Consider the following 26,532-nt stretch of genomic DNA (forward strand, 5'->3'; position numbering starts at 1 on the left):
TCACTCGTCTTCGTCGTCGAGGCGCTCGCCGCTGAGGATGAGGATGCGGCGGAGGTGCATCGCCGTGAGCACGCCCGGTCCCATCGAGCTGCGCACGTCGAACGTGCGGTCGTCGACCTTCTCCAGCAGGAGCCGGATCGCCCGCGCGGCCTCCGCGCGGCGGCGATGCGCCGCGCTCGAGGCGGGGTCGTCCTCCGCGATGACGTCGGCGACGGCGTGGCAGGCCGCCGACAACGGCTCGGGCAGCGCCGGATCCAGGGGCATGGCCGCCGGACGCTCCCAGATCGTGTCGGCCGTCGCGTCGGCGATGTCCCGGATGAGGTGCGCGATGCGGTCGAGCGTGGAGAGCTGCTCGTGGATGTGGGCGGTGCCCGCATGCCGGCGTCGCGCGCGCGGGTTGTAGCGGACGCTCTCGTCGGCCTCGGCCAGGGCGGCACGGAGGTCGGCGGTGGTCTCGGCGAGCGCTGCGGCATCGTCGGCCCACTGTGCGGTCTCCGGCGGCCAGGACTCCGAGACCGCGGAGCCGATGTCGTGGAGGTGCCCGGCGAGCTGTCGTCGGAACTCCTCCACCCGCGCCTCGGCCGATCCGATGAGCGGGGCGGGGGCGAAGAGGAGGTTCACCACCAGACCGATGACGATCCCGACCCCCATCTGGGCGAGGTAGCCGAGGGAGTAGTCGTCCGCGTTCTGACCGCCGATGATGAGCACGAACAGCGCCGCCATCGGGACGTATTCCTTGCCGACGCCGAACCAGCCGGTGCCGGAGACGAGGACGCCGAGGCCGACCACGAGGGGGATCGTCCACCACGTCGGCCCGACCGTGAGCACGATCAGCGCGGCCAGACCGATGCCGGTGGCCAGACCGAACAGGGTCTGCAGGCTCGACCGCATGGATCCCATGAGCGTGGGGTACATGCTCACGAGCGCGCCCAAGGGTGCGTAATACGGGTACTCGTCGGTGACCCCCGGCATGTGCGGCGCGATGGTCCACGCGAGCCCGACGGCGAGCGCCGTCTTGACGACGAGGAGCAGACGAGCGGGGCGGACGGCCTCGCGGACGCTGCGGGCGAGGTATGAGCGGCGTTCGCGGACGCGCAGGCGCGAGAGGTCGGGCGTCACGGCATCCTCTCCTCGCGGCGGTCGGGTGGTCCTGTCCGGCGAGGATAGGGCCCGCAGGCGGCGTGCGGCCACCGGGTTGCCCCGGCTCGGGTCGCCGGGTAGAGGGCGGCCGAACGCGGATGCCGCGACCGCGCGGGGTGCGCGGCCGCGGCATCCGCGGATTCCGGTCGTCGCGTCAGGGCGTGGCCCGACGGAACGCGAGGAAGGAGACGACGCTGAGGACGGCGACGACCACGAGCCCCCAGAGGGCGAGGCCCACGGCCCCGAGGTCGAGGATGCCGAGCCACACGTCGCCCCACAGCTCGAGCCGTGTCACGAGGAACACGACCCCCACGAGGAGGAGCGCCAGGGCGACGCCGACGATGGTGAGCACCATCGGACCCCAGCTCTTGTAGATCGTCGCGCCGGTGAACCCGACCACGAAGAAGAACAGCGCGAGCGTGAAGTAGACGACGAAGGCGCCGAGCGGGCCGGCTTCCCACAGCCACGGCAGGTGGAACACCCAGCCGTTCACGCCGTACCCGTTCGTGGCCAGCTCGATCGCGCCGCCCAGGAGGAAGAGGATCCCGAGCAGCGCGCTGCCGAGGATCGCGGTCAGCAGCGTTCCGATGAAGAACTCGCGCCGCGTGACGCTCATGGCCTGCGAGAACGGGAAGGTCAGCGTCATGGCCGACAGCCCGATCGCGAAGAAGTACCACAGCGGTGCCTGGCCGCCTCCGCCGTACTTGGGGGCGTCGCCGGGGATCATCGCGTAGATGAGGACCGAGATCACCACGGCCGAGGCGAGGATGATCAACGGCACCCAGACGAAGGTCTGCCGGTTGATGAGCTGCAGGCGGATGACGTTGAGTGTGCGTCGCATCAGCGGACTCCTTCCGTGGTGGCGTCGGCTCTGGTGCCGGAGCGGGTCTCGGCCTTCTGGGTGAGGCGGACGATGAGCTGCTGCAGGGAGACGGGGGCGAGGTCGAGGCCGGCGGCCCGCACCTCCGCGCGATCGTCGGCGGTGAGGGCGCCGAGCACGGTGACGGAGGCGACGCGACCGAGCTCGTCGCGGTGCAGCACCTCGCGATCGCCGACCCAGGCGTCGACCTTCGCGGCATCCCCGACGACGGTCACGGCGCGGTCGCGGACGGCATCCGTGTCCTCGTTGAGGAGGATCTGGCCGTTGTCGATCACGATGACCTTCTCGATGAGGTTCGCGACCTCGTCGATCAGGTGCGAGGAGAGGATGATCGTGCGCGGGTGCTCCGCGTAGTCCTCCACGAGACGGTCGTAGAAGATCTGCCGGGCGACCGCGTCGAGCCCGAGGTACGGCTCGTCGAAGAACGTGATCTCGGCGCGGGAGGCCAGCCCGATGATGACGCCGACCGCGGAGAGCTGCCCGCGGGACAGCTTCTTGATGGTCTGCTTCATCGGCAGCTGGAACTCCGCGATGAGCTCGTCCGCGAGGGCCTGGTCCCAGTGCGGGAAGAACAGGCGGGCGGCGGCGAACGCGTGCCGCGGGGTCGCATCGTCCGGATACTTCTGGCTCTCCCGCACGAAGCAGATCCGGCCGAGCACATGGGCGTTCTCGTACGGGTGCTCGCCGAACACCCTCACGGTGCCGGAGGACTCGAAGTTCTGGGCCGTGAGGATCGACATGAGTGTCGTCTTCCCGGCGCCGTTGCGGCCGAGGAGCCCGTAGATCGAGCCTCCCTCGAGAGCGAGCGACACGTTGTCGAGCGCCCGCTTCTCCTTGTAGCGCTTGGTGAGGTTCTGCACCTCGATGACGGCGGTCATGCGGGGTTCTTCCCTTCTGGGGTGGGGGCGGATGCGGCGCGCTGCCGGAGCAGGTCCGCGAGGTCTTCCGCGCCGAGGCCGAGCGTGCGGGCCTCCGCGAGGAGCGGGTCGATGTAGCGGTCGGCGAAGGCCGCGCGGCGCTCGCCGAGGAGCAGCTCCCTGGCGCCTTCCGAGACGAACATGCCGATGCCTCGGCGCTTGTGGAGCACTCCCTTGTCGGTGAGCATGGCGACTCCCTTCGCAGCGGTGGCGGGGTTGATGCGGTAGAACGCGGCGAGCTCGTTCGTCGAAGGGGCCTGCGCCTCCTCGGCCAGCGAGCCGTCGAGGATGGAGTCCTCGATCTGCTCGGCGATCTGGAGGAAGAGCGGCTTGCCTTCTTCGATCACGAGTCCTCCGTGGTTGCTGGGTTACTTACTTGACTAAGTAACCACGGAACCGGCCACGGTGTCAACCCCTCTGGATGTGGGCGGGCACAGCTTCGGAGATCTCCGCCGACATGCCGCCTGACGGTCGGTTCCGGCGGCGTGTCGGCCGTCAGCTCCGAAGTTGTGCACGGGGAGGGGGTGGGGCGGGCCGCGTACAGTGGGCTGGTGCCGGAGTTCCTCTACAGCCGCCTGCGTCGCTGGCCCGACGTCGAGGCGGACAACCTCCAGGCCCACGATGCGACCGACCTCCTGCTCGTGGAGCGCGCACTCGCGCTCGACGTGCCGGGGTCAGAGACAGTCGTGATCGGTGACGAGTACGGCGCGATCACGCTGGCGCTCACGGCGGCCGGGCGCTCCGGTGTCCGGGTGCATCAGGACCTCGCGACCGGACGCCGCGCCCTCGCTCGCAACGCGGAGGAGCTCGGAATCGGCGGGTTCGCGCCGCACGAGCTCGATGCCGATCTGCTCGCCGGAGCGAGACTGGTGCTGCTGCAGCTGCCGAAGGCCCTCGCTGAACTCGAGGAGATCGCCGACGCCGTGGCCCGCTGGGCCGCCCCGGAGGTGGTGCTCGTCGCGGGAGGCCGCGTGAAGCACATGTCCCTCGGTCAGAACGATGTCCTGGGGCGGAGCTTCGCGCACGTCCAGGCCCAGCGTGCGGAGCGGAAGTCGCGGCTGCTCATCGCCACCGAGCCCCTTCCCGTGCCGGAGTCCCCGCCGTTTCCGGTCTCGGCGCGGCACGGCGACCTCGTCCTCGTCGCCCACGGCGGCGCGTTCGCCGGTGCCCGCCTCGACATCGGCACCCGTACGCTGCTCGAGGTGCTCGACCTCGACGGGAACGCCGGGCGCCGTGTCCTCGACCTCGGCTGCGGGACCGGCGCGCTCGCCGTGTCCTGGGCACTCGCCTCCCCGCGGGACCGGGTCGTCGCCACGGACCGCTCGGCCGCCGCCGTCGCCTCCGCCCGCGCCACCGCGTCGGCGAACGGGGTGGCCGATCGGGTCGAGGTCACGCACGATGATGCGGGCTCGGCGCTCGCCGCGGGGAGCTTCGACACGGTGCTCCTGAATCCGCCGTTCCACCTCGGCGCCAGCGTGCACACCGGCGCCGCGACCCGCCTGTTCGAGGCCGCCGCGCGCCTGCTCCGACCGGACGGGGAGCTGTTCACGGTGTACAACTCGAGCCTCGGCTACCGGGCCGAGCTGACACGGCTCATCGGCCCCACCGAGCAGCTCCGGCGCACCCCGAAGTTCACGGTGACGCGCTCCGTTCGTCGCCCGTGAGCACGGTGCGCCGAGATTGCTAGACGCTCGTACTATCCCCCGGTCAGCGCCGGAAACCCGGGCACGTCCGCAGTGCAGGATTTGCCGCTGACCGGCCATTTCGTTACGTTGGTCTGCGGGCCTGACGGCCCATAGACCAGTCCGCGGTCACGTCCTTCCTTCGATGAGCTGTGCGGCGAAGAGGCGTGGGCGTACGGTCGATCCCCTCTGCGGCGGATCCGAAATCCGCCGCCTGTGCCGCCACAGCGAAGACGTCGAACGGCCTCGTGAGGATCACCCGGGCGTGACCGAAGCAGGCTCAGCCACCCGAAGGCCGAGCCGCAGGGGAAACGTGTCCGAAACAGCACTCGAAGCGCGCCATCTGTACAAGGTGTTCGGGAGGAATCCGAGCGCCGCCGTCCGCCGGCTGAAGGCAGGGGAGAGCCGTGCCGCCGTCGCCGACGCGGGGACCGCCGCCGTCATCGACGCCAGCTTCACCGTCAACCGCGGTGAGATCTTCGTCATCATGGGCCTGTCCGGATCGGGCAAGTCCACCATCATCCGCATGCTCAACGGGCTGCACGACATCACCGCGGGCACCGTCACCGTGGGCGGCGACCCGATCACGGGCATTCCGGCCGCCCGCCTGCGGGAGATCCGCCGCGACCGCATCTCGATGGTGTTCCAGCACTTCGCGCTGCTGCCGCATCGCACGGTCGCCGCGAACGTCGCCTACCCGCTCGAGCTCAAGGGCGTCGGCAAGGCCGAGCGCCAGGCCAAGGCCGAGGAGATCCTCGCCCTCGTCGGGCTCGAGGGTCAGGGCGACAAGCTGCCGTCCGAGCTGTCCGGCGGCATGCAGCAGCGCGTGGGCATCGCCCGCGCCCTCGCGGCCGACAGCGACATCCTGCTCATGGACGAGGCCTTCAGCGCGCTCGATCCGCTGATCCGCCGCGAGATGCAGGAGCAGCTTCTGGAGCTGCAGCAGAAGCTCCAGAAGACCATCGTCTTCATCACGCACGACCTCAACGAGGCCATGTTCCTCGGTGACCGCATCGCCGTCATGCGCGACGGCCGCATCGTGCAGATCGGCACGCCGGAGGACATCCTCATGGACCCGGCGAACGACTACGTCGAGCAGTTCGTGCAGGACGTCGACCGTGCCCGCGTGCTCACCGCCGCCAACGTGATGGAGCGTCCGCGCCCCGTCGTCGCCGAGTCGGCCGGTCCTCGCACCGCGCTCCGCCAGATGCGCGACGCCTACATGTCGGCGACCTACGTGGTCGGCAAGGATCGCCAGCTCGTCGGCGTGGTCACCGACCGCGACGCCGTGAAGCTCGTGCGGCAGGGCGCCACGCGCCTCGACTCGATCATCAAGCCGGTGCTGCAGAGCGTGCGCGAGGACGACGTCCTCATGAACCTGTTCGTTCCCGCCGTCGAGTCGCCGCTGCCCCTCGCGGTGACGGATGCCGACGGCCGCCTCGCGGGAGTGATCCCGCGCGTCACCCTGCTCGCGGCGCTCGGTCCCGGGCCCGGAGCGACCGAGGAGATCCTGCTGCCGATGACCCCCATGCCCCAGGCCGAGATCGACGCCGTGCTCGACGACGGATGGACGGCCGAGCCCGGCCCTTCGACGAGCTCAGGGACCCAGGATGGGTTCGGGTCAGAGGCACAGGGTGGCTTCGGCTCAGAGGCCCAGGCGGAGGAGGTGCGCTGATGGACGGTTTCCGCATCCCCGTGGGCGACTGGGTCGCCGCCGGCGTCGACTGGATCACCGCCAACCTCGACGGCCTGCTCGACGCGGTCTCGTTCGTGGTGAGCTTCCTCGTCGACGGTCTCACCCGTCTGCTCCTCACGCCGCACTTCGCCGTCATCATCGTGATCGCGGCGCTGATCGCCTGGCTCGTGCGCTCGTGGCAGCTCGCCATCGGCACGATCCTGTCGTTCGGGCTCATCGTCGCCATGGACCTCTGGGTGCCGGCGATGCAGACGCTCGCCCTGGTGCTCGTCGCCGCCGTCGTGGCCGTGCTGATCGCGGTGCCGCTCGGCATCTGGTCGGCGCGCAATGCGACCGTGCGCGCGACGCTGAAGCCGGTGCTCGACTTCATGCAGACCATGCCGGCCTTCGTGTACCTGATCCCGGCGATCGTGTTCTTCGGCATCGGCGTGGTGCCCGGACTCGTCGCCACCGTGATCTTCGCGCTGCCTCCCGGCGTGCGTCTGACCGAGCTGGGCATCCGCGGGGTCGACGCGGAGACCGTCGAGGCCGGACACGCCTTCGGAGCGACGCCGGGGCAGATCCTCCGCGGCATCCAGCTCCCGCTCGCGATGCCGACCATCATGGCTGGCGTCAACCAGGTCATCATGCTCGCGCTGTCGATGGCGGTCATCGCCGGTATGGCCGGTGCCGACGGCCTCGGGAAGATGGTCGTCGAGGCGATCTCGACGATCAACATCCCCAAGGGTGTCGAGGCCGGTCTGGGCGTCGTGCTCATCGCCGTGTTCCTTGACCGGGTGACCGCCGCTCTGGGCGCGCCCGGCGAGAACCGCTCCTCGCTCCTCGGCATGCTGAAGCGCCGCGGTTCGTCCCGGCCGTCCGCCCCCGTGGCGTCGGAGCCCGCCGCCTCCGCACCCGCCGAGGAGGCTTCGACCGAATCCGAGCTCGCCCGCGCCTGAGCCCGCGCGTCCCCGTTTCCGTCCCACCCCGCTACGTCCGGTGCGGGACGGAAATGGGGCGTCGGGGCGCGGATCCCGGCACGGTTTCGATCCCGGCACAGCTGTCCCGCGGCCTCGTCCGCACCTCCTGAATCACATACGGAACGCAAGAGAGAGAGTCACATGAAGAAGAAGATCCTGACCATCACCGCCCTCGGGGCTGCCGCAGCGCTCACCCTCGCCGGATGCAGCGGCGACGGCGCCGGTGGCACGAGCGGCGGCGGCGACGGTGCCGAGGACAAGGGCACCATCACCCTCGGGTTCCTGCCCTCCTGGACCGACGGCCTCAGCACCGCCTACCTCCTCCAGGACCAGCTCGAGAAGATCGGCTACACGGTCGAGATGAAGACGCTCACCGAGGCCGGCCCGCTCTACACCGGGCTCGCACAGGGCGATGTCGACATGTACCCGTCGGCGTGGCCGGAACTCACCCACGCCTCCTACATGGACAAGTACGGCGACGACATCGAAGACCTCGGCACGTACTACGAGAACGCCAAGCTGACCCTCGCGGTGCCGGAGTACTCCGAGCTCACCTCGATCGAGGACCTCGCGGGCAAGGGCGCCGACTTCGACGGCAAGATCTACGGCATCGAGCCGGGTGCGGGCCTGACCGCCCAGACCCAGAAGATGATGCCCGAGTACGGCCTCGACGGCGAGTACGAGCTCGTCACCTCGTCGACCGCGGCGATGCTCACCGAGCTCAAGACCGCGACCGACAAGAAGGAGGACATCGTCGTCACGCTGTGGCGTCCGTTCTGGGCCAACGACGCCTTCCCCGTGAAGGACCTCGAAGACCCGAAGGGCGCCATGGGCAAGGCCGAGGGCCTGCACTTCCTCGGCACCGCGGGCTTCGCGGACGAGTTCCCCGAGGCGGCGGAGCTGATCGAGAAGATCAAGCTCGACGACGAGCAGTACGGCGCGCTCGAAGACCTCGTGGTCAACGAGTACGGCGAGGGCAAGGAAGCCGACGCGGTCGACGCCTGGCTCGAGGAGTACGGCGACCAGTTCGACTGGACCGTCACGAGCTGACACCCGTCGCACGTCTCGAAGGAGGGTCTCCCGCAGCGGGAGGCCCTCCTTCGTCATGGGTGACCCCACTTACATTCGGGGGCGGAAGGTGGAAGCATGGCGCGAAACCGGCGGGTCGACCGGCCCGCGGATGGGGGGACACGACCATGTGCACAGGACTGAGCTTCACGACCGCCGACCACTACTTCGGGAGGAATCTCGATCTGGAGTTCTCGTACAACGAGACCGTGACCGTCACACCGCGGAACTTCCCGTTCCCGTTCCACCGGCTGCCGTCGATGCCGACGCACCACGCGATCATCGGGATCGCGACGATCGCCGACGGCTACCCGCTCTACTACGACGCGGTCAACGAGAAGGGGCTCGGCATGGCGGGGCTCAACTTCCCGGACAACGCGCACTACCCGGCGCCGGGTCGGGGGACACCGAGGTCACCCCGTTCGAGTTCATCCCCTGGGTCCTCGGACAGTTCGAGACGGTGGCCGAGGTGAAGGAGGCCCTCCGGTCGGTGAGCCTCGTCGACATCAACTTCAGCCCGGAGTTCCCGCTGTCGCCGCTGCACTGGATCATCGCCGACAAGAGCGCATCGATCACGGTCGAGAGCGTGCGCGGCGGCCTCAAGGTCTACGACAACCCGTGGGGCGTGCTCACGAACAACCCCACGTTCGACATCCAGAGCTTCCGGCTCAACGACTATCAGCACCTCTCGAAGCGGCAGCCGGAGAACACGTTCGCCTCGGACGTGCCGATGGACCTCTACAGTCGCGGCATGGGCGGGATCGGGCTGCCGGGAGACCTGTCGTCGTCGTCCCGGTTCGTGAAGGCGGTGTTCACGCGCATGAACTCGGTGTGCGGGACGTCGGAGTCGGAGTCGATCAGCCAGTTCTTCCAGATCCTCGGCTCTGTCGCCCAGCAGCGCGGGTGCGTGCAGGTCGGCGACGAGGAGAAGTACGAGATCACCATCTACTCGTCGTGCGCCAACACGGCGACGGGCGTGTACTACTACACGACCTACGAGAACAGCCAGATCACCGGTGTGGACATGCACAAGGAGGATCTCGACGGCTCCGAGCTCGCGGCGTACCCGCTCGTGAAGGGGCAGCAGATCGCGATGCAGAACTGATCTCCGCTCCGCGCAACCCCCTCATCGGGAGGGCGGCCGCGGCTTAGCCTGTGGCCGTGGACGGGTTCGCGGCGGTCGACTTCGGGTTCGCCCGCGAGGTCCTGCAGCGGGGCATCGCGGCGCTGTACCTCGTCGCGTTCGTCTCGACGCTCAACCAGTTCCGTCCGCTCCTCGGTGAGCACGGACTCCTGCCCGCGCCCGTGCTGCTGGACTGGGTGGCGCAGAAGCGCGAGCGCCGGAAGCTGCTGCACCCCACGCTCTTCACCCGCGTCCGCTACACCGACCGGCGTCTGGTCGCGCTGTCCTGGGCGGGGATCGTCATCGCCGCCCTGCTCATCGCCGGGGTGCCCCAGCTCGGGCCGCCGTGGGTGCCGATGCTCGCCTTCCTCGCCCTGTGGTTCGGCTACATGTCGGTGGTGAGCATCGGGCAGACCTTCTACTCGTTCGGGTGGGAGATGCTGCTGCTGGAGGCGGGGTTCCTCGCGGCCTTCCTCGGCTCGAACGACCAGCCGCCGCCGACCGTGGTGATCGTGCTGTTCTGGTGGCTGCTGTTCCGGCTGGAGTTCGGCGCCGGGATGATCAAGATCCGCGGCGGACGCGAGTGGCGCGACCTCACCGCGATGACCTTCCACCACGAGACCCAGCCGATGCCCGGGCCGCTGAGCCGCCAGGCGCATCTGCTGCCGCGGTGGTTCCACAAGCTCGAGGTCGTCGGGAACCACGTCGCGCAGCTCGTCGTGCCGTTCTTCCTCTTCGCCCCGCTGCTGTCGCTGTGGCTCCCCGACAGCGGTGGCTGGGTCCCTGAGCTTGTCGAAGGGGTCGCGTGGGTCGGTGCCGTCGCGGGCGGGATCGTGATCGCGACGCAGCTGTGGCTCGTGCTCACCGGGAACTTCGCGTGGCTGAACTGGGCGACGATCGTGCTCGGGTTCTCCGCGATCGGCCTCCCCGGCATCGGGACTCCGGAGCGGACGCCGGAGACCTCGCTGCCGTGGACGGTGTCCGGCATGCCGCTGTGGTGGGTCGTGGTGACCTCGGTGGTCGGGGCGCTGTTCGTCGTGCTGAGCGTGCCCGCCGTGCGCAACCTCTTCGCGCGACGACAGCTCATGAACGCGAGCTTCCACCGCTGGCAGCTCGCCAACGCCTACGGAGCCTTCGGCACGGTCACGCGGGAGCGGATCGAGATCGTCGTGGAGGGGTCGGACGACGAGGAGGGCCGGCACTGGCGCGAGTACGAGTTCCGTGGGAAGCCCGGGGACGTGCGGCGGATCCCGCGGCAGTTCGCCCCGTATCACCTGCGGCTGGACTGGCTCATGTGGTTCCTGCCGCTCGGGCACTCGCTGGACGACTGGTTCTCCGTGTTCCTCGTGCGGCTGCTGGAGGCGGATGCCCCGACGCTGCGGATGCTGCGCGTGGACCCCTTCCACGGCGAGCGGCCGCGATGGGTGCGCGCCGTGTCGTACCGCTACCGCTTCACGACCCGCGCCGAGCACCGTGCCGACGGTGCGGTCTGGGTGCGGACCGGTCGCCGCGTAGTGCTCGGTCCGGTCGGCCTCCGCTGACTTCGAGTCGCGCACTGTGCGGCAAATCCCGGCCGGATGGAGCCATTCAGGCGATTCGAACGGCCGCCGAGCGCGGCGAAACGCCCCGGCCGGGGAGAGTCCCCGGGCGGAGCGTTCCGTCTCGCTTGACGTCGATCAGCTGACCTTCTTCCGGTACGAGATGATCGCGAGCACGTAGGCGACCACGAGGATCCCGACGCACCAGGCGAGAGCGACCCAGATGTCGGACCCGACCGGCTCCCCCGCGAACAACGCCTGGATGGTGTCGACGATCGAGGTCACCGGCTGGTTCTCGGCGAACCACTGCACCGGTGCCGGCATGGTGTCGGTCGGCACGAACGCCGAGCTGATGAACGGCAGGAAGATCAGCGGATATGAGAAGGCGCTCGCGCCGTCGACCGTCTTCGCGTTCAGGCCCGCGATGATCGCCAGCCACGTGAGTGCCAGTGTGAACAGCATCAGGATGCCGATCACGCCGAGCCAGGCCCAGACGCTCGCCCCGGTGCGGAATCCCATGAGGAATCCGACGCCGAAGATGATCGCGAGGGTGATGGCGTTCGCGGTGAGCGACGTCAGCACGTGGGCCCACAGCACGCTCGACCGGGCGATCGGCATGGAGTGGAACCGCTCGAAGATGCCGCTCTGCATATCGGTGAACAGCCGGAACGCCGTGTAGGCGATGCCCGACGCGATCGCGATGAGCAGGATCCCCGGCAGCAGGTAGTTCACGTAGTTCTCGGCGCCGGTGCTCTGCTGGAGCGCGCCGCCGAAGACGTACACGAACAGGAGCATCAGGGCGATCGGGGTGACCGCGGTGGTGATGATCGTGTCGGGGCTGCGGAAGATGTGCCGCATAGAGCGGCCGGTGAGCGTCGCCGTGTCGGCGGCGAAGTGCGTGGTCATGCTGCCTTCTCCTTTCCGGATGAGGGGCCGATGAGGGTGAGGAAGATCTCCTCGAGGGTGGGCTGCTTCTCGACGTACTCGACCTTCGCGGCCGGAAGCAGCCGCTTGAGTCCGGCGAGGGTGTCGTTCGCGATGATGCGGCCCTCGTGCAGGATCGCGATGCGGTCGGCCAGCTGCTCCGCCTCGTCGAGATACTGCGTGGTGAGCAGCACGGTCGTGCCACCGCCCGCGAGCTCCTTCACGACGTCCCACACCTCGATGCGCGACTCGGGGTCGAGGCCCGTGGTCGGCTCGTCGAGGTAGATGACCTCGGGGTCGCCGACCAGGCTCATCGCGATGTCGAGCCGTCGCCGCATCCCGCCGGAGTACGTGCCGACCTTGCGGCCCCCGGCCTCCGTGAGCCGGAAGCGCGCGAGAAGCCGATCGGCCACCGCGCCGGCGTCGGGCAGATGCCGCAGCTTCGCGACCAGCACGAGGTTCTCGCGTCCGGTGAGGATCTCGTCGACCGCGGCGAACTGTCCGGTGAGGCTGATGCGCTCGCGCACTCCGACCGGGTTCGCCGCGACGTCGATGCCCTGCACCGTCGCGGTGCCCGCGTCGGCCCTCAGCAGCGTGGAGAGGATGCGCACCATGGTGGTCTTGCCCGCGCCGTTCGACCCGAGGAGGGCGAAGATCGATCCCCGCTCCACCTCGAAGTCGACGCCGCGCAGCACGTGCAGGTCCTTGTACGACTTCTCGATGCCGTGCACCGAGAGGGCTGGCGTCATCATGACTCGTCCTCCTTCTTCCTCGCCTCCGCGACCGCCTTGTTCAGCCGCGCGCGCTCCTTGTCGACCCACTGCGTGCCGCCGTAGGCCTCGGCGTAGTTCTCGGCGAACTGCACGGGGTCGTCGCCGATGATGTCGTCGATCGGGGTGCCGTCGATCGCGGCGCGCTCCCACAGGTCGGCGAGGTCGAGGAAGATCTGCACGAGGGTGTCCCCGTCGGTGATCCCCCCGTAGTACATCGTGTAGCGGTGCTGGGCGTTGGCGACCGTGCGGTACGGTTCCGGCAGAGCCTCGATCCGCGCCTTCGCCTGCTTGTACTGCTTCTTCTGCTCGAGCGATCCGGTGAGCGCTTCGATCCACTTCGCGGCCATGTCAGTTCTCCTTGTTCGTGGTGTTCGTGGTGTTCGTGTTGAGTCGTTCGATGTGCGTGCGGAGGAAGTCCCAGGTCGTCCAGAACTCCTCCAGCTCCTGTCGGCCCTGCGCGTTCAGGGTGTACACCTTGCGGGGCGGGCCCTTCTCGCTCGGCACCTTCTCGACGTCGACGAGCTTCTTCTGCTCGATCCTGACCAGCAGGGCGTAGACGGTGCCTTCCGCGGTGTCGGTGAAGCCGTGCTCCCGCAAACGCGTGGTGATCTCGTATCCATAGGCCGGCTGCTCGGCGAGGAGGGCCAGCACGATGCCCTCCAGGGTTCCCTTGAGCATCTCGGTCATCTGCTTGCCCATCGGTCCCTCCTCTCGTTCCTGTGTCTTCCGTTCGGTACTCAGTGTTGCTGAGTACCGGTACAAAGTAACACTGAGTACCGGTACTTAGCAACACCGAATACTGAACTTTCTCACCCCTCTTTCCGCCGAGACCCCGGGTACGCGGCGAGACCCCGGGCGACAGACGCAGAAACCCCGGGGTGTCGACGACAGCCCGGGGTCTTGGCGGAAGACGGGGGGGAGGGAGGAGGGGGCTAGGGGAAGAGGCGGCGGAGAAGGGGGAGGTCGTCGTCGTGGAGCGCCTGCGTGATCACGGCAGCCGTCTCCGGAGGCATGTCCTTCTCCAGGCGCTGCCACAGCCACCGCGCGGCACCCAGGTCGGCGGTCGCGACGGCGGTCGAGAACGCGGCGACGCCGTCGTAGTACGGGATGGTGGACGAGCCGGGCGGGGCGTTGTACGGCGCGTAGATGTCGACGAACGGAAGAGCCGGGTCCGGGCGGAGGTAGAGGACGTCGCCGGGTGCGATCGGCTCGAAGCCGCGCACATGGTTGAAGTTGCCGACAGTGACGTAGTCGACGCAGAAGCGCTCGCCGATCGCGATCAGACTGTCGCCGGACTGGACCTCGTAGGAGAAGATCCGCCCGTCCGCATCCCGGGTGACGGGACCGCGCGCCAGTTCCGACGTGCCCATGTCGACGAGCTCGCCGAGAAGCTTCGCATGATGCGCAGAGCCGTCGTCGCTGCCGATGTTGATGAACGCGTTGGTGGAGCAGTCCCCCGGTCCGCCGGCGGGAACGCTGATGCCGTCACCCAGGTCGACGAGTTCGTCCTCGGCCGTGTCCTCGGCTTTCAAGGCCGCCGGGGTGGGGGTCGGTGACGGTTCGGCGGCGAAGCGCTCCGACGCCCACGAGGTGACGTCGAACACGGTGGACGCGGCGCTGACCACGACAGGAGCGGCCGCGACGACCAGGCCGGCGACGGCGACGGCGACGACGGCGGCGGTGATCGTGGTGGAGCGCTTCATCCCGGTCAGCATGGCATCGAAGCGTGCCGAGCACCAGAGCGGAGGCGTCAGCTGCGGAGGTAGGCGAGCACGGCGAGGACGCGGCGGTGGCCGCTGTCGGTGGCGGCGAGCCCGAGCTTGGCGAAGATGTTGCCGATGTGCTTGCTCACCGCGTCGTGCCGATCACGAGCGTGCTGGCCGCCACGTCCCCTCCCGCGTACGCGGTGGTCGCGGGCGTCCACACCGCGCTGCCGTTCCTCGCGCGCGTCGTCACCCGCGTGCCGGGGATGGCGACACTGGCTGCCTTCGTGACCGGCGTGCTGACGGTCGCGGTGTCGCCCATCGGGCTGCTCGGCGTCGTGCCGCTCGTCCTCGGCGGCGTGGTCCTCGACCTGGCGCTGCCGTTCCGGCGGGACGCCCCCGTCCGCCCGGCCCGGGTCCTGCTCGCCGGCGCCGTTACCGGTGCGGTGCTCTTCGTCGTCGCCCTCCCGGTGTTCTCGCCCGAGCACCTCGTTCCGCCGGTGCTCGTCGCCACGCTGTTGGGCCGGGTGGTGGGGGAGCTCGCGGTGGCGGGTGTCGTGCTCGCCGTCCGCCGACTGCTGCGGCGCGCTGGCGTCGCCCGCTGAGCCGGCATGCCGGTCGACATACCCCCACGGGGTACCATGAGCACATGGTCGGTCGTCGCGTGCTCCAGGGGGCGCTGCTCGCCGTCCTCCTCGTGGGCGGCGTCCTCCTCGGCCTCCTCGGCATGCACGCCCTCGACACCCACGGCACCCCGGGGGCGCATGCCGTCGCGGGGCACGCGGCCCCCGCGCACCCTGCGGCGTCGGCAGCGCATGAGGCGGGCGGAGCGGATGAGGCCGTCGTCCCGGATGACCCTGCGCACGACGGCGGGGCGGCCTGCGTCCTCGCCCTGCTCGGCGGACTCCTCCTGCTGCTGCGCCCGTCTCGCGCTCTCCTGACCGGACCTCTGCTCCGCGCTCTCCGCTCGCTCGTGGACGCGGCCGCCGCCCCGCTTCGTCCTCCCTCACTCCACGTCCTCTGCATCAGTCGGACCTGATCGGCGCCGATGCGCCCGGGCGCCGCGACCGCGGACGCCCTTCCGACAGACAGAGATGAGAGAGAAATGACCAATCGAACCACTGCCGCCGCTGTCCTCGTCCTGGCGGGAACCCTCGCGCTCGCGGGATGCGCCTCGACGGCACCCGCGGGGCCGGCCGACCACTCCGGCATGGGGCACTCCACCTCGGACGCTCCGCTGGCCGGCGCGAACGAGGCCGATGCGATGTTCGCGTCCATGATGATCGTCCATCACGAGCAGGCCGTCGAGATGTCGGACATCGTGCTCGCGAAGGACGACGTCGACCCCCGGGTCGCCGACCTCGCGGAGCGGATCACGGCCGCTCAGGGTCCGGAGATCGAGAAGATGCAGGGCTGGCTCGACGACTGGGGTGCCGAGGCGGGTGACCCGGCCGCGATGGACCACGGCGACGGCATGATGAGCGACGGCGACCTCGCCGCGCTCGAGGCCGCCGCGGGCCCGGAGGCGTCCCGGCTGTTCCTGGAGCAGATGATCGCGCACCACGAGGGCGCGGTCGCGATGGCCGAGGCGGAGGTGGCGGACGGCGAGAACGCCGACGCGGTCGCCCTCGCGCAGGACATCGTCGACGCGCAGACCGCCGAGATCGCGGAGATGAAGCAGATCCTCGCCACGCTCTGATCGGCACCCGGCCCCGCGTCGCCTCCGCGGCGCGGGGCCCGTCGCCCGTTTGCGATCGTCCTTACCGCGCTGTTCTGTACGTTTCGCACTATCATGTACTCATGAGCGAGATCGCGATCACGGAAGCCCGGGCGCGGCTGGCGTCCATCATCGACGAGGCGCGTGACGAGCCCGTCTACCTCACCCGACGAAACCTCCCGGTGGCGGCTGTCGTCGATGCCAGCCTGCTGGAGCGACTCCTCGAAGATGCGGAGGAGCTGGCCGACATCCGCGCGGTCGATGCCGCCTGGGACGAGACCGCGCGACTCGACGAGACGCCGATCCCGTGGGAAGAGGTGAAGCGGGACCTCGGGCTCGTGCCGTGACCTACGACGTCCAGGTCCTGCCTGTCGCCGTGCGGGCGATCCGCAAGCTCCCTCCCGAGGCGAGGCGACGTATCCAGGCCGTCATCGAGCTCCTCTCCGAAGACCCGCGGCCCCCCGCGGCACGCAGGCTCACCGGCCGACCGGAGTGGCGGGTGCGGACGGGTGACTACCGGGTGCTCTACCGGATCGAGGACGGGATCCTGACGGTCGTCGTCGTGCACGCCGGCCACCGTCGCGAGGTCTATCGCTAGCGATCGCGGCGGCGCAAGCGGCGCAGCGGAGCGGACAGGCGGTGCCAGAGGGTCGGCGCGGGCTCCTCGTCCTCGGCGGGCGGCGGGGCGACGGCGAACTGGACGAACTCCTCCGCGCCATGGTGCACGACGCGATAGAGCGCCGTGCCGATGAGCACGCCGAGCGCGATCGACATGACCGACACCAGGGCCGCGGTGAAGTCGGCGAGGCCGTTGTCGGTCGCGACCGCCTCGGTGAGCCCCACCAGCCCGGCGGCGCCCGGCACCAGCAGCCAGAAGGCCGGGAGGAACGTCAGCTGCGACGGGGCTCCGTGACGCAGCCCGGCGATCCAGAACACGACCGGCGTGACGGCGACCGCGCCGACGAAGCCGCCGACCGCCGGGTCGATGAACTCGGTTCCCGCCCACTGGCCGAGGTACGCGACGACCAGGGCGAGCAGCACCCACCCGAACGTGGACGGCGGGGAGGAGAAGTGCAGGTAGTTGCCGAGTGCGAACACGAGGATGCCGAGCAGCGGCACCCACCAGGGGAGGTACGAGGAGGAGGCGTCGAGGGCCTCGTACGAATCGCTCGAGACGCCCACAACGGCGCCGGCGGCGAGGATGCCGAACGCGAGGAGCGCGAGCTGCACGAACCCGTAGATGAGGCGGGAGGCACCGGAGATCATCTGCCCGGCCGCGAGCTCGACCGTCGCCGTGGTCAGCACGCCGCCGGGGAGGAAGGTGACCAGCGGGGCGATCAGGAGGCGGATCGGGTCGCCGATCTCGATGACCTCCGCGAGCAGGAACACCGCAGCCGCGCACACGAAGGCCGCGGCGATGGGCATGACGAGCTGCAGGGTGGGAGAGCGCACGAGTTTGAGCAGGCCGATCCCGAATCCGAGCACGAAGGCGACGAGGGCGCCCTGCCAGGTCGGTGCGAGCAGGAGGGCCAGGCCGGTCGTGAGGATGGCATGGCCCAGCGTCCGGGTGAACCAGCCGAGGCGCGGACGCATCGCACCGATCTCGTTGAGCCGCCGGATGCCGTCCAGCGGGTCCACGTCGCCGGTCTTCGCCTGCGCGATGAGGTCGTACAGCGCGGCGATCTGATCGAAGCGGAACGAGGCGTTCGTGGCCGAGCGGAAGGCGACCCGCTGCTCCTCCGCGTCCCCCGTCTCCACGATGATGATGGTGGGCAGGACGACGAAGTCGGCGCCGTCTCCGCCCGACGCCGTGGCGACCTCGGCGATCGTGTCCCGGATGCGGTCGACGGACTCCGCCGACGCGTTCATCCCCTGCGCCAGCCCCAGCAGGAACTGCCGCAGCGCCGAACGGTCGACGACGTCGGTCATGTCACCAGAACAGGAACGACAGCGCCACCCCGACGACGATGGCCGTGCCGACGTAGACGAGGTTCGGCAGCTGGAACGAGTGGTCCAGGACGAACTTGCCCATCTTCGTCGTCCCGGTCTGGTCGAACGCGACCGTGGCCACCTGGCTGCCGTTGGCGGGCAGCGTGTAGATGCCCATCGCAGCCGGCCACAGTCCCACCAGCAGAGAGGCGGGCAGCCCGATCGTGATGCCGATCGGGACGATCGCGTTCGTGGCGCTCGATTGGCTGGTCGTGAGCATGGCGACCGCGAACAGCGCCAGCGCGAACAGCAGCGCTCCGAGGAAGGCGGAGGATCCGGAGACCACCGAGCCGAGTCCGTCGACGATGAGGGTCTGGTTCGCGGCGACGAACGTGTTCGCGAGCCAGGCGATGCCGAACAGGGCGATGGCGCCGACGATGCCCGCGGGGAAGGTGGACTGCTTCGGCACGTCGGCGGCCTTCACCTTGCAGAACACGAAGATCAGTGCGGCGATGATGCCCATGACGACCTCGATGATCACGGTGACGCTCAGGCGCAGCGGATCGCCGTCGTCGTCGGTGCCGATGACCGGACGGAGGTTCTCGAACAGGCCGAAGAAGACGATCACCGCGACGCCGGCGAGGAACAGCGAGGCCGAGAGCACGGCGGTCGCCGGGAGCTTGTTCTCGTGCGCGTCGACCACGGGCGGCTTGATCTGTCCCTCCGCCAGGCGCTTCTGGTACTCCGGGTCGTCCTCGAGGTCCTTGCCGTGGCGCATCATGACCAGCGCGGCGACGAGCAGGCCGGCGATCGAGGCCGGCCACATGATGAGGAGCAGGCCGCCGAGATCGACGCCCTGCGGTGCGAGCAGCACGACCATCGATGCGGTGGCCGCGGAGACCGGAGAGCACAGGATGCCGACCTGCGAGGCGACGGCCGAGACCGACAGTGCCCGCTCCGGCCGGATCTTCTGCTGGTACGAGACGTCGTAGATCACCGGCAGCAGCGGATAGAAGATGTTGCCGGTGCCCGCGCCGACCGTGAAGAGGAACGACATCGCCGGCGCGAGGAAGACGACGGACTTCGGGCGTTTGCGGATGACCTTGGCGGCCACCGACACCATCCAGTCGATACCGCCAGCGGCCTGCATGGTCGAGGCCGCGGTGATGACCGTGATGACGATGAACACGGCGTCGACCGGGGCGTTGCCGGGGGCTTCCCCGAACACGAACACGAGCACCGCGACGCCGACGAGGCCCCACACGCCCAGGCCGATCCCGCTCGTGCGGGTGCCCATGAAGATCGCCAGGACGACGACGATGAGCTCGGCGACGAGGATCCAGACGCTGTCGTTCACGACGACGGCCCCTTCACGATCGGCGCCGATCCGGTGAGGACCTCCACCGGCAGCTCGGTCTCGACGATCGCCCCGTCGACCGCCTCGACCTTCAGCGCCAGCGGGTTCTCGACCGGGCTGACCGCGGTGACGAACTCGCCGTTCTCGAAGTGCAGCGACTGGAGGTTGCCCACCGCATAGCCGGTGGACAGCTCACCGCTGAGGAGCGAGGCGTGGAAGAGGGGCCGGCGCTGGTCCTCCGCGTCGTAGTGCGGGCAGAAGCTGCCGTGCAGGAAGCCCAGGCCCTCCGGGAGCACCTGCAGCGTGGGCCCGTAGCTGTCGGTCGTGCCGCCCTCGAACCAGCAGATGCCGCCCGCGCTGCCGCCGGTGAACACCACGTTCGAGGAGGGGTCCTCCCACATCTCGCGCATGATCTCGTCGAGGCCCTGACGCTTCCACACGTCGAGCATGTTGGCGGTGTTCCCGCCGCCGACGTGGATGACGTCGAAGCCCTTCACGAAGTCGGCGAGGTCGTCGACCGCGCGGTGGAACAGCGGCAGGTGGTGCGGCGCGCATCTGTCGGAGTCGTACGTGGAGTAGAAGCTCACGATGTAGGCGGCGTCGTCGCCCGTGGCGGTGCCGACGAAGAGGACCCGGGGACGCTCCTTGCCGGTGAGCTTCAGGATGTACTCGTGCGTCGGATCGTTCCGACGTTCCATCATGGCCTTGCCGGCCCCGGTTGCGACGACGTGCGACATGCCCCCACCTCACTGTCGGATGTGAATGCGCTCAACCTAGCGTCGCGCCGTCACCGCCGTCCAGAGCGGTCACCCGGGGCGGGTGAAATGCCGGCCTCTCAGCCGAAGACGCGGGCCGTGCCGACCAGGCCTTCGAGGAGCGCGGCCGTGCGGGCGCGCGGACCCTGCGGCGCGATGCCGAGGACGCGGGCGAGCTCGAGGGCGAGAGCGGCGTGGCCGACCGCGCTGGGGTGGAACGGGTCGTTCATGAGGCCCCACGGCACGCCGCCGTTCCCGAGCTCCGCGAAGTGCGCGTGCTGGTCGACGAGGATCACGTCCTCCGCGGCCGCGACCTGGCGCACGGCCTCGGCGAAGTCGGCGATCCGCGCCCGCTCCGGCGCATTGCGGACGTCGATGGCGGGCGGCGTCTGGAGCACCGGGATGGCGCCGAGCTCGCGCACCCGGCGCACGAAGTCGTGGAGGGAGGAGGCGTAGTCGTCCGGCGAGATCACCGGTCGCGGCCCGCCGTCCGAGGCGTCGTTGGTGCCGACCATGAGGGTGACCACGTCCGGCTGCCAGCCGGCGACCCGACGCTCCCAGTCGTCGAGGATGTCGACGATCCGGTTGCCGCTGATCGCGGTGTTGAGGACGATGTCGCGGACGCGCTCGAGCTCGCCCCTGATCAGCTCGTGGAGGTGCTCCGGGTAGCTGCGGCCGCCCTGGGTGTGCACGAGGCCATGGGTGATCGAGTCGCCGGTGATGATCCAGTTCAACGGTGCGGGGTCGCGGAGGGCGGCGGCGAGGCGACCCAGGTCGTCGGAGGCGGTGGCGGGGGAGGCGGAAGGGGCGATCGGCACGCCTCAGAGCTTATCCGTCGCCCGCCTTCTGCTTCGCGCGGGAGCGTAGTACCGCGGCGCCGTCCCCGTCCTGTTTCCCGAGGGGCGCGGCTCTCGTGCGGCGGGCTGCTCCTCCGGCCGGCCGCACCTCCCATGCCGTCGGCCGCGCGCAGCGTACCCATTCCGGAACGCCGATATTCGCGTGGCTCCTACGGCATGTGATTGGCCGCGCGGGGGGTACCGTCGTGGGCGGCCTGCTTGAGGGAGGGGAACCTTGCAGGCCGGCGGAGAGGTCCGCGGGATCGCCGCGGGCGGCGGATGCGACGCCGCGCGGAGGGGAGACGCGTGCGGCGGGCATGGTCGGGTTCCGCGATCCTGCGGAACCCGCGTAGTACGTCGGGCCCCGCCGTGTCTCATCTTCGACCGTGCCCACGTCGCGTGTGCACGGCTGTCACCGGAGGAACACATGCTGACCCACTCGCCACCCGTCCGAACGCACGGGCGAGGTCCGTCACCTCGCCGACAGATGCCTCGGGGAAGGGAACGCCATGAGTGACGAACGCAGAGACGACGAGAGGGAACGCGACGCCGACCTGCTGGACCGCGTCCGCGGCGGCGATGAGCAGGCGTATGCGGAGCTGTGGGAGCGCTACGCCCCCGCCGCCGTTGCCGTGGCCCGCAGCTACCGATGGTCGGCCGACGCCGACGACCTCGTCGCGGAATCGTTCACGCGCATCTATCAGGCGATCCAGGCGGGGAAGGGGCCGACGGCCGCGTTCAAGCCGTACCTGTTCGCCACCATGCGCAACCTCGCGATCAGCTGGGGCCGCGCCCGCCGCGAGGTTCCCATCGAGTACATCGAGGCGGTGGAGGACCCGAGCAGCACGGATGCCGCGGCGGACGCCGATTTCGACGCGTCCCTGGTCTCCCAGGCCATCCTCGCCCTGCCGGAGCGCTGGCAGGACGTGCTGTGGTTCTGCGAGGTCGAGCACCTCTCCATGCAGGAGATCGGCAAGCGCCTCGACATCAGCGAGCGGGCGGCCGCGGTCCTCGCCTTCCGGGCCAGGGAGGGGCTCCGGCAGGCCTGGATCACGGCGCACGTCGCGGCCCGGCCCCCGGCGTCGCGGGAGTGCCAGTGGACGATGGGGAAGCTGGGAGCGCATGCGCGTCAGCGGCTCGCGCCTCGGGACACCGCGCGCGTGCACGCCCACCTGGACGAGTGCGCCGACTGCCGAGCCAAGGCCGAGGAGGCGCGCCACGCCAGCTCGCGCATGCTGTCCGTCCTGTTCCCCGCGGGCATCGCGGTGGGGGCCGGTACCCAGATCTGGCAGTCGCTCACCGCCGCAGGGCTCTCCGCGAGCGCGGCTCCGCTGCCCTCCGCGATCGCGGCCCCCGTCGCGGGTCTGGCCGCGGCGAAGGCCACCGTCGGTATCGTCGCCGCGGTCGCCGCGACGACCCTCGCCGCGACCGTCGCCGCCACGGTGGTGGGCGGCACCGCGGTGGTCGCGGCCCCGGCCGCCAGCCAGATCGTGACGTGGACCGTGCCGACCCCGACGTCATCGCCCTCGGCGTCCCCGGCCCCGGAGGCCACCCCGGTCGAGACCGCGCCGCCTCCGGCCGAATCCGAGCCGCCGGCTCCGGCGGCGCCCCCCTCGGAGCCGGCACCGGACCCGGTCCCCGAGGCGGCCGTGCCGAGCCCGCCGGTCCTCATCGCCGTGCCAGGACAGGTCTCCCGCACCGACCTGCTCTCCGTCACCGTGGCGTGCGAACCGGGTGCCGACCTGACGGTGTCGGCCTACGGCGCCACCCTGGCGGCGGGGACGTGCGCGGCGAACGAGCGGTGGCAGGCGAGCTTCCAGGTCGACGCGTACCCGGTCCCCGCAGGGACCGCGGTGACCCTGAGCTTCGCGCAGTCCACCGTCGCCGGGATCTCTGGGGCGGCGACCGCCGAGGTGGTGATCGTGGATTGATTTCGGCGCCGCGCGTAATCACCCCTGCGCATCGCTGTCCTGTAGGAGTCCGCCCTCTCCGGAAACCGGTGGATGAACTGATCGAGATTGGAACCACATCGCCATGAGGAAACGATCTCGCACGCCTGCGCGGACGACGCGCAGCGGACGTGCGCGGCGGCCGTCGTCCGAGCTCGCCCCGCCGCGGGTCTCGCGCAGACCGGCGGCACGCCGCTCTCCCCCCTCCCCTACGAACGCGCTGCTGGCGGGTGGGGCTCTGCTCCTCGTCGTCGCCGCGCGCCGCACGACCCACCGATAAACCACTGATCGCGTCAGCCACGGGGGACCTCCCTCCGGGGGCTGATCGAGGTACCCACAAATGCACTCCACACCGTCCACTTCGTCCCTCCCGCTGCCGAAAGGCTCCGTCATGATCGTCTTCGGGACCCGTCCCGAGATCATCAAACTCGCCCCTCTCGTCCGCGAACTGGGCGACGCCGCGTACGTCGTCCACACCGGGCAGCACTACGACCCGGGCATGTCGCGGGTGTTCCTGCGATCCTGCGGGATCGAGCGCGTCGACCTCCAGCTCCACGTCGGGGGTCTCCCCCGGGCGGCCCAGATCGGGCGCGCCGCCGAGCAGATCGCCGAGGCCGTCACGCGCTTCGAACCGCGGTACGTCGTGGTCCAGGGGGACACGAATGCGACATTCGCCGCCGCGCTCGCCGCGAACGCGGCGGGCGTGCGTCTCGGGCACGTCGAGGCGGGGCTGCGGGCGAACGACCGCCGGATGCCCGAGGAGCACAACCGGGTGATGGTCGACCACATCGCCGACGATCTGTTCGCGGCGACCGAGGCGAACCGCGCGAACCTTCTCGCCGAGGGCATCGACGACGAGCGCATCCTCGTCACCGGGAACCCGGTCGTGGAGGCGGTGCGTGCGCAGCGCGCGGGGGCCGCCGACGCCGACGTGCTCGCCGAGCTCGGGCTTGACCCCGATGGCTACGTACTCGCCACCCTGCATCGCCAGGAGAACGTCGACACCCCGGAGAACCTGCTGGCCACGCTCCGTGCGTTCACCGCGATCGCGGCCTCCGGGTGGCCCGTCGTCTTCCCGGTGCACCCCCGCACCAGGGCGATGCTCGCCTCGTTGGACGCCACGCACCTCCTCGACGCCCTGATCGCCGAGGAGCCGCTCCCGTACGAGCGTTTCCTCGCGCTCGCCGCGCACGCAGCGCTCCTCGTCTCCGACTCCGGCGGCATCCAGGAGGAGGCGACCGTGATCGGCCGTCCCGTCTTCGTCGTCCGGGATTCGACGGAGCGCCCCGAGGCGCTGGGATCCTTCACCCGGCTCGTGACCCCGCAGGAGCTGGCGCCCGCCGCGTCCGCCCTGCTCGGCGCGATCGGACCGGCCCTCGCCCGGCTCGCCACCCTGCCGTCGCCCTTCGGCGACGGTCACGCCACCGCGCGGATCGCGGCGCACATCCGCGCCGCCGTCTCGCCCCGCCCCGAGGAGTCCTGATGTACAGCAACGCTCTGACCACCCCGCTCGCCACGGCCGGCGTCCTCGCCGTCACCGGCCCGGAATCGATGACCACCTGGGTGATAGCGGTGACGCGCCGGAGCACCGCACGGGAAGACGGCCCCGCGCAGGGGAGGACACCCTGATGCTCCCGGTCTTGAGTGCGTTCACCGTGCTGCTGGGGGTCGCCTTCGTCACGTACGTCCTGTTCATCCTCATCTCGTACCTCCGCTATCCGCACACCGTCCCCGGTGACCCCGCGCACTTCGAGTGGCACTTCTTCATCCCGTGCCGCGACGAGGAGGCCGTGATCGACACGACCGTCTCCCGGGCGCGACGGGACTTCCCCGGCGCCCACGTCTGGGTGATCGACGACGACAGCGAGGATGCCACGGCGGCGATCGTCAGCCGATGGGCCGAGGACGACGAGCACGTGCACCTCGTCCAGCGCCGACGACCCCAGGCGCGGACGGGGAAGGGCGACGCGCTCAACGCCGCCTACCATCAACTGCTCGCATGGCTCCCCGCCGATGCCGACCACGACCAGATCGTCATCGTCGTCATCGATGCGGACGGCGAGATGGAGCCCAACGCGCTGGAGATCTGCGCGGCCGACGACATCTTCGGCGACGAGAGCGTGGGGGCGGCGCAGATCGCGGTCTGGATGAAGAACCGGGACGATCCGAAGCCCTACCCGCACGGCGGGCGGTTCGCCAACGGTTTCGCGCGGTTCCTGCTGCGGATGCAGGATCTGGAGTTCCGCACCACGATCGCCGCCATGCAGTCGCTCCGGGCGAAGACGGGCACGGTGGGGCTGGGCGGCAACGGACAGTTCACGCGGCTCTCCGTTCTCGACGCGATCGGCGACAGCTTCGGCGAACCGTGGCACGGCGCCCTGCTCGAGGACTACGAGCTGGGCGTCCATGTCGTCCTCGCGGGCTACCAGGTACGGCACGTCTATGACACGCACGTGAACCAGGAGGCGCTGCCCTCGATCCGTCGTCTGCTCACGCAACGCACCCGGTGGGCGCAGGGCAACATCCAGTGCGTCAAGTACATCCGCGAGGTGGTGAAGTCGCCGTTCGTCGACAACGCCGGCGTCATCGAGACCGTGTACTACCTCGTGCTGCCGTTCCTCCAGATGCTCGGCGGCCTGTCCTTCCTCATCCTCTTCAGCGCGCAGGTCGGCTGGTGGGTGCGGGAGCCCGAGCTCTTCCAGGTCGCCCTCGGCGACATCGTCGGCGTCCTCGGGCTGCTGTTCGCGTTCTCCGTCACCCCGTTCGCGGTCTGGGGGTTCGTGTACAAGATCCGCTGCGAACCCCAGGCGAGCTGGCTGACGGCACTGGGGTGGGGTCTCGGTGTGTGGCTCTACGTCTACTACATGTACATCTGCATCGCGCGGGCCTTCCTGCGGATCGTCCGGCGCAAGAACGGCTGGGCCAAGACACGCCGCAACGCGGAGGCCCACGTCGTCGTCAACGGATCCGTCGCCGTGGAGGTCTGATGAGCACCGTCACCGAAACCCTGCCCGCCCCCCGCGCCCGTCAGTCCCGGTCGGCGCGACTGATGAGGTCCATCAGCTCGTCGAGCGTGTCGACGTCGATGACCTCGGTGCCGTCGGGCTCGCGCACCTCGATGCCGTCGACCTCCAGCTCCTCGTCGAGCTGCACGAGGATGCGCGACTCCGGGAACTGCTTGGGGGCGACGAACGCGAGCAGCACGGCATCCGCGAACACGACGATCGAGGTGGCCTCGAGGTCGTCCCGCAGGTCGATCTGTTCGACGACGGGCTCGTCCTCCACCGCGTCCTCGATGTCAATCGCAACCTCCTCGACGATCGCTCGCCAGCGCTTCTCGCTCATCGAGAGCACGCGCGCGATGGCCGCGACGAGCTCGTCGGGATCCAGGTCCTCCCCGGTCTCGTCGCCCTCCAGCTCGGGGTCGACGTTCACGTTCACGACGGTGCCGGCCGCATCCAGGCTCGCCCGGCCGTAGACGAGACCGTTCTCGGAGACGGGGTCTTCGAGCAGACCGCTCTCGACGATGCGGGACAGGAGGAGATCGAGCGCCATGCTTCCAGTCTCGCGCATCTCGCCCGCCGTG

Annotated in this window: 30 protein-coding genes; 16 read left to right on the top strand and 14 right to left on the bottom strand. The window is 69.9% G+C overall.

Annotation, left to right across the window (positions count from 1 at the left end; all coding sequences use genetic code 11):
- The 4 genes from AC2W7E_RS06000 to AC2W7E_RS06015 all read right to left on the bottom strand — a co-directional run bounded on the left by AC2W7E_RS06000 (position 1) and on the right by AC2W7E_RS06015 (position 3,284).
- Positions 1-1,119 (bottom strand): FUSC family protein, encoded by a 1,119-nt coding sequence (locus tag AC2W7E_RS06000; RefSeq protein WP_485988732.1) that lies wholly within the window; start codon positions 1,117-1,119, stop codon positions 1-3.
- Between the two features lie 175 nt (positions 1,120-1,294).
- Complete coding sequence (locus AC2W7E_RS06005) at positions 1,295-1,981, bottom strand: hypothetical protein (protein WP_071327961.1); 687 nt, start codon at positions 1,979-1,981, stop codon at positions 1,295-1,297.
- Positions 1,981-2,898, bottom strand: a complete 918-nt coding sequence (locus AC2W7E_RS06010; RefSeq protein WP_303709613.1) for an ABC transporter ATP-binding protein — start codon at positions 2,896-2,898, stop codon at positions 1,981-1,983. Before AC2W7E_RS06010 ends, AC2W7E_RS06005 begins: the two co-directional genes overlap by 1 nt.
- Positions 2,895-3,284, bottom strand: coding sequence for a GntR family transcriptional regulator (locus AC2W7E_RS06015; RefSeq protein ID WP_025104181.1), 390 nt, complete (start codon positions 3,282-3,284; stop codon positions 2,895-2,897). The genes AC2W7E_RS06010 and AC2W7E_RS06015 overlap by 4 nt, the downstream gene beginning before the upstream one ends.
- A gap of 204 nt (positions 3,285-3,488) precedes the next feature.
- Between AC2W7E_RS06015 and AC2W7E_RS06020 the strand changes: the two genes are divergently transcribed.
- The 7 genes from AC2W7E_RS06020 to AC2W7E_RS06050 all read left to right on the top strand — a co-directional run bounded on the left by AC2W7E_RS06020 (position 3,489) and on the right by AC2W7E_RS06050 (position 11,006).
- A complete protein-coding gene (locus AC2W7E_RS06020; RefSeq protein ID WP_315108944.1) occupies positions 3,489-4,601 on the top strand; it encodes a class I SAM-dependent methyltransferase in 1,113 nt (370 codons plus the stop codon).
- Between the two features lie 331 nt (positions 4,602-4,932).
- Positions 4,933-6,294, top strand: a complete 1,362-nt coding sequence (locus AC2W7E_RS06025; RefSeq protein ID WP_253247372.1) for a quaternary amine ABC transporter ATP-binding protein — start codon at positions 4,933-4,935, stop codon at positions 6,292-6,294.
- The gene (locus tag AC2W7E_RS06030) at positions 6,294-7,253 is read left to right on the top strand and encodes an ABC transporter permease (protein WP_060923286.1); all 960 of its coding nucleotides are present in this window, start codon (positions 6,294-6,296) and stop codon (positions 7,251-7,253) included. The genes AC2W7E_RS06025 and AC2W7E_RS06030 overlap by 1 nt, the downstream gene beginning before the upstream one ends.
- A 162-nt stretch (positions 7,254-7,415) precedes the next feature.
- Positions 7,416-8,324 carry a glycine betaine ABC transporter substrate-binding protein gene (locus AC2W7E_RS06035; protein ID WP_025104177.1) on the top strand — a complete coding sequence of 303 codons (909 nt, stop codon included), beginning with the start codon at positions 7,416-7,418 and terminating at the stop codon, positions 8,322-8,324.
- A 146-nt stretch (positions 8,325-8,470) separates the two neighbouring features.
- Positions 8,471-8,815, top strand: coding sequence for a linear amide C-N hydrolase (locus AC2W7E_RS06040; RefSeq protein WP_485988733.1), 345 nt, complete (start codon positions 8,471-8,473; stop codon positions 8,813-8,815).
- Positions 8,773-9,447, top strand: coding sequence for a linear amide C-N hydrolase (locus tag AC2W7E_RS06045; RefSeq protein ID WP_485988759.1), 675 nt, complete (start codon positions 8,773-8,775; stop codon positions 9,445-9,447). Before AC2W7E_RS06040 ends, AC2W7E_RS06045 begins: the two co-directional genes overlap by 43 nt.
- Positions 9,448-9,503: 56 nt before the next feature.
- Positions 9,504-11,006 (top strand): lipase maturation factor family protein, encoded by a 1,503-nt coding sequence (locus tag AC2W7E_RS06050; protein WP_485988734.1) that lies wholly within the window; start codon positions 9,504-9,506, stop codon positions 11,004-11,006.
- A 135-nt stretch (positions 11,007-11,141) separates the two neighbouring features.
- Here the strand turns inward: AC2W7E_RS06050 and AC2W7E_RS06055 are convergent, their stop codons facing one another.
- The 5 genes from AC2W7E_RS06055 to AC2W7E_RS06075 form a co-directional block, all read right to left on the bottom strand.
- Positions 11,142-11,909, bottom strand: a complete 768-nt coding sequence (locus tag AC2W7E_RS06055) for an ABC transporter permease (RefSeq protein WP_485988735.1) — start codon at positions 11,907-11,909, stop codon at positions 11,142-11,144.
- Positions 11,906-12,679 carry an ABC transporter ATP-binding protein gene (locus tag AC2W7E_RS06060; RefSeq protein ID WP_485988736.1) on the bottom strand — a complete coding sequence of 258 codons (774 nt, stop codon included), beginning with the start codon at positions 12,677-12,679 and terminating at the stop codon, positions 11,906-11,908. Before AC2W7E_RS06060 ends, AC2W7E_RS06055 begins: the two co-directional genes overlap by 4 nt.
- Entirely contained in the window at positions 12,676-13,047 is a 372-nt protein-coding gene (locus tag AC2W7E_RS06065; protein ID WP_485988737.1) for a DUF1048 domain-containing protein, read from the bottom strand. The genes AC2W7E_RS06060 and AC2W7E_RS06065 overlap by 4 nt, the downstream gene beginning before the upstream one ends.
- A gap of 1 nt (position 13,048) precedes the next feature.
- Positions 13,049-13,399 carry a PadR family transcriptional regulator gene (locus tag AC2W7E_RS06070; protein ID WP_025104171.1) on the bottom strand — a complete coding sequence of 117 codons (351 nt, stop codon included), beginning with the start codon at positions 13,397-13,399 and terminating at the stop codon, positions 13,049-13,051.
- Positions 13,400-13,632: 233 nt separating this feature from the next.
- Entirely contained in the window at positions 13,633-14,403 is a 771-nt protein-coding gene (locus AC2W7E_RS06075; protein WP_485988738.1) for a LysM peptidoglycan-binding domain-containing protein, read from the bottom strand.
- Positions 14,404-14,540: 137 nt separating this feature from the next.
- Here AC2W7E_RS06075 and AC2W7E_RS06080 point away from each other — a divergent pair, with 137 nt between their 5' ends.
- The 5 genes from AC2W7E_RS06080 to AC2W7E_RS06100 all read left to right on the top strand — a co-directional run bounded on the left by AC2W7E_RS06080 (position 14,541) and on the right by AC2W7E_RS06100 (position 16,718).
- Positions 14,541-15,008 (top strand): hypothetical protein, encoded by a 468-nt coding sequence (locus AC2W7E_RS06080; RefSeq protein ID WP_485988739.1) that lies wholly within the window; start codon positions 14,541-14,543, stop codon positions 15,006-15,008.
- A gap of 44 nt (positions 15,009-15,052) precedes the next feature.
- Entirely contained in the window at positions 15,053-15,442 is a 390-nt protein-coding gene (locus tag AC2W7E_RS06085; protein ID WP_025104167.1) for a DUF6153 family protein, read from the top strand.
- A 66-nt stretch (positions 15,443-15,508) separates the two neighbouring features.
- Positions 15,509-16,102: a DUF305 domain-containing protein gene (locus AC2W7E_RS06090; RefSeq protein WP_485988740.1), complete on the top strand. Its 594-nt coding sequence runs from the start codon at positions 15,509-15,511 to the stop codon at positions 16,100-16,102.
- Between the two features lie 101 nt (positions 16,103-16,203).
- Positions 16,204-16,467 (top strand): type II toxin-antitoxin system Phd/YefM family antitoxin, encoded by a 264-nt coding sequence (locus tag AC2W7E_RS06095; RefSeq protein WP_025104165.1) that lies wholly within the window; start codon positions 16,204-16,206, stop codon positions 16,465-16,467.
- Complete coding sequence (locus AC2W7E_RS06100; protein WP_025104164.1) at positions 16,464-16,718, top strand: type II toxin-antitoxin system RelE family toxin; 255 nt, start codon at positions 16,464-16,466, stop codon at positions 16,716-16,718. Before AC2W7E_RS06095 ends, AC2W7E_RS06100 begins: the two co-directional genes overlap by 4 nt.
- Here AC2W7E_RS06100 and AC2W7E_RS06105 read toward each other — a convergent pair.
- From AC2W7E_RS06105 to AC2W7E_RS06120, 4 genes are all read right to left on the bottom strand, one after another.
- Positions 16,715-18,049, bottom strand: a complete 1,335-nt coding sequence (locus AC2W7E_RS06105; RefSeq protein WP_025104163.1) for a threonine/serine exporter family protein — start codon at positions 18,047-18,049, stop codon at positions 16,715-16,717. The genes AC2W7E_RS06100 and AC2W7E_RS06105 overlap by 4 nt on opposite strands.
- A gap of 1 nt (position 18,050) precedes the next feature.
- A complete protein-coding gene (locus AC2W7E_RS06110) occupies positions 18,051-19,406 on the bottom strand; it encodes an anaerobic C4-dicarboxylate transporter family protein (RefSeq protein WP_025104162.1) in 1,356 nt (451 codons plus the stop codon).
- Positions 19,403-20,143, bottom strand: coding sequence for a Type 1 glutamine amidotransferase-like domain-containing protein (locus AC2W7E_RS06115; RefSeq protein WP_485988741.1), 741 nt, complete (start codon positions 20,141-20,143; stop codon positions 19,403-19,405). The genes AC2W7E_RS06110 and AC2W7E_RS06115 overlap by 4 nt, the downstream gene beginning before the upstream one ends.
- Positions 20,144-20,241: 98 nt before the next feature.
- Positions 20,242-20,979, bottom strand: coding sequence for an SGNH/GDSL hydrolase family protein (locus AC2W7E_RS06120; RefSeq protein ID WP_366215848.1), 738 nt, complete (start codon positions 20,977-20,979; stop codon positions 20,242-20,244).
- A 527-nt stretch (positions 20,980-21,506) separates the two neighbouring features.
- On the opposite strand from AC2W7E_RS06120, the gene AC2W7E_RS06125 reads away from it, so the two are divergent.
- From AC2W7E_RS06125 to AC2W7E_RS06140, 4 genes are all read left to right on the top strand, one after another.
- Entirely contained in the window at positions 21,507-22,928 is a 1,422-nt protein-coding gene (locus AC2W7E_RS06125; protein ID WP_485988742.1) for a sigma-70 family RNA polymerase sigma factor, read from the top strand.
- 409 nt (positions 22,929-23,337) lie between these two features.
- Positions 23,338-24,429: a non-hydrolyzing UDP-N-acetylglucosamine 2-epimerase gene (gene wecB / locus AC2W7E_RS06130; protein ID WP_315109524.1), complete on the top strand. Its 1,092-nt coding sequence runs from the start codon at positions 23,338-23,340 to the stop codon at positions 24,427-24,429.
- A complete protein-coding gene (locus tag AC2W7E_RS06135) occupies positions 24,429-24,575 on the top strand; it encodes a hypothetical protein (RefSeq protein ID WP_315109522.1) in 147 nt (48 codons plus the stop codon). Before wecB ends, AC2W7E_RS06135 begins: the two co-directional genes overlap by 1 nt.
- A complete protein-coding gene (locus tag AC2W7E_RS06140; RefSeq protein WP_485988743.1) occupies positions 24,575-25,933 on the top strand; it encodes an XrtP-associated glycosyltransferase in 1,359 nt (452 codons plus the stop codon). Before AC2W7E_RS06135 ends, AC2W7E_RS06140 begins: the two co-directional genes overlap by 1 nt.
- Before the next feature lie 40 nt (positions 25,934-25,973).
- Here the strand turns inward: AC2W7E_RS06140 and AC2W7E_RS06145 are convergent, their stop codons facing one another.
- A complete protein-coding gene (locus tag AC2W7E_RS06145; protein WP_374459502.1) occupies positions 25,974-26,501 on the bottom strand; it encodes a cytochrome C5 in 528 nt (175 codons plus the stop codon).
- Positions 26,502-26,532 lie beyond the last annotated feature (31 nt).

The organism is Microbacterium sp. CFSPD4_SD4 (assembly GCF_057364585.1).

Bases quoted from the DNA above. Each gene is read 5' to 3' on its own strand.
- AC2W7E_RS06140 (WP_485988743.1), top strand. From the start codon at position 24,575: ATGCTCCCGGTCTTGAGTGCGTTCACCGTGCTGCTGGGGGTCGCCTTC.
- AC2W7E_RS06125 (WP_485988742.1), top strand. From the start codon at position 21,507: ATGAGTGACGAACGCAGAGACGACGAGAGGGAACGCGACGCCGACCTG.
- AC2W7E_RS06135 (WP_315109522.1), top strand. From the start codon at position 24,429: ATGTACAGCAACGCTCTGACCACCCCGCTCGCCACGGCCGGCGTCCTC.
- AC2W7E_RS06005 (WP_071327961.1), bottom strand. From the start codon at position 1,981: ATGCGACGCACACTCAACGTCATCCGCCTGCAGCTCATCAACCGGCAG.
- AC2W7E_RS06060 (WP_485988736.1), bottom strand. From the start codon at position 12,679: ATGATGACGCCAGCCCTCTCGGTGCACGGCATCGAGAAGTCGTACAAG.
- AC2W7E_RS06090 (WP_485988740.1), top strand. From the start codon at position 15,509: ATGACCAATCGAACCACTGCCGCCGCTGTCCTCGTCCTGGCGGGAACC.
- AC2W7E_RS06075 (WP_485988738.1), bottom strand. From the start codon at position 14,403: ATGAAGCGCTCCACCACGATCACCGCCGCCGTCGTCGCCGTCGCCGTC.
- AC2W7E_RS06030 (WP_060923286.1), top strand. From the start codon at position 6,294: ATGGACGGTTTCCGCATCCCCGTGGGCGACTGGGTCGCCGCCGGCGTC.
- AC2W7E_RS06040 (WP_485988733.1), top strand. From the start codon at position 8,471: ATGTGCACAGGACTGAGCTTCACGACCGCCGACCACTACTTCGGGAGG.
- AC2W7E_RS06145 (WP_374459502.1), bottom strand. From the start codon at position 26,501: ATGGCGCTCGATCTCCTCCTGTCCCGCATCGTCGAGAGCGGTCTGCTC.
- wecB (WP_315109524.1), top strand. From the start codon at position 23,338: ATGATCGTCTTCGGGACCCGTCCCGAGATCATCAAACTCGCCCCTCTC.
- AC2W7E_RS06095 (WP_025104165.1), top strand. From the start codon at position 16,204: ATGAGCGAGATCGCGATCACGGAAGCCCGGGCGCGGCTGGCGTCCATC.
- AC2W7E_RS06035 (WP_025104177.1), top strand. From the start codon at position 7,416: ATGAAGAAGAAGATCCTGACCATCACCGCCCTCGGGGCTGCCGCAGCG.
- AC2W7E_RS06105 (WP_025104163.1), bottom strand. From the start codon at position 18,049: ATGACCGACGTCGTCGACCGTTCGGCGCTGCGGCAGTTCCTGCTGGGG.
- AC2W7E_RS06065 (WP_485988737.1), bottom strand. From the start codon at position 13,047: ATGGCCGCGAAGTGGATCGAAGCGCTCACCGGATCGCTCGAGCAGAAG.
- AC2W7E_RS06070 (WP_025104171.1), bottom strand. From the start codon at position 13,399: ATGGGCAAGCAGATGACCGAGATGCTCAAGGGAACCCTGGAGGGCATC.
- AC2W7E_RS06115 (WP_485988741.1), bottom strand. From the start codon at position 20,143: ATGTCGCACGTCGTCGCAACCGGGGCCGGCAAGGCCATGATGGAACGT.
- AC2W7E_RS06055 (WP_485988735.1), bottom strand. From the start codon at position 11,909: ATGACCACGCACTTCGCCGCCGACACGGCGACGCTCACCGGCCGCTCT.
- AC2W7E_RS06010 (WP_303709613.1), bottom strand. From the start codon at position 2,898: ATGACCGCCGTCATCGAGGTGCAGAACCTCACCAAGCGCTACAAGGAG.
- AC2W7E_RS06085 (WP_025104167.1), top strand. From the start codon at position 15,053: ATGGTCGGTCGTCGCGTGCTCCAGGGGGCGCTGCTCGCCGTCCTCCTC.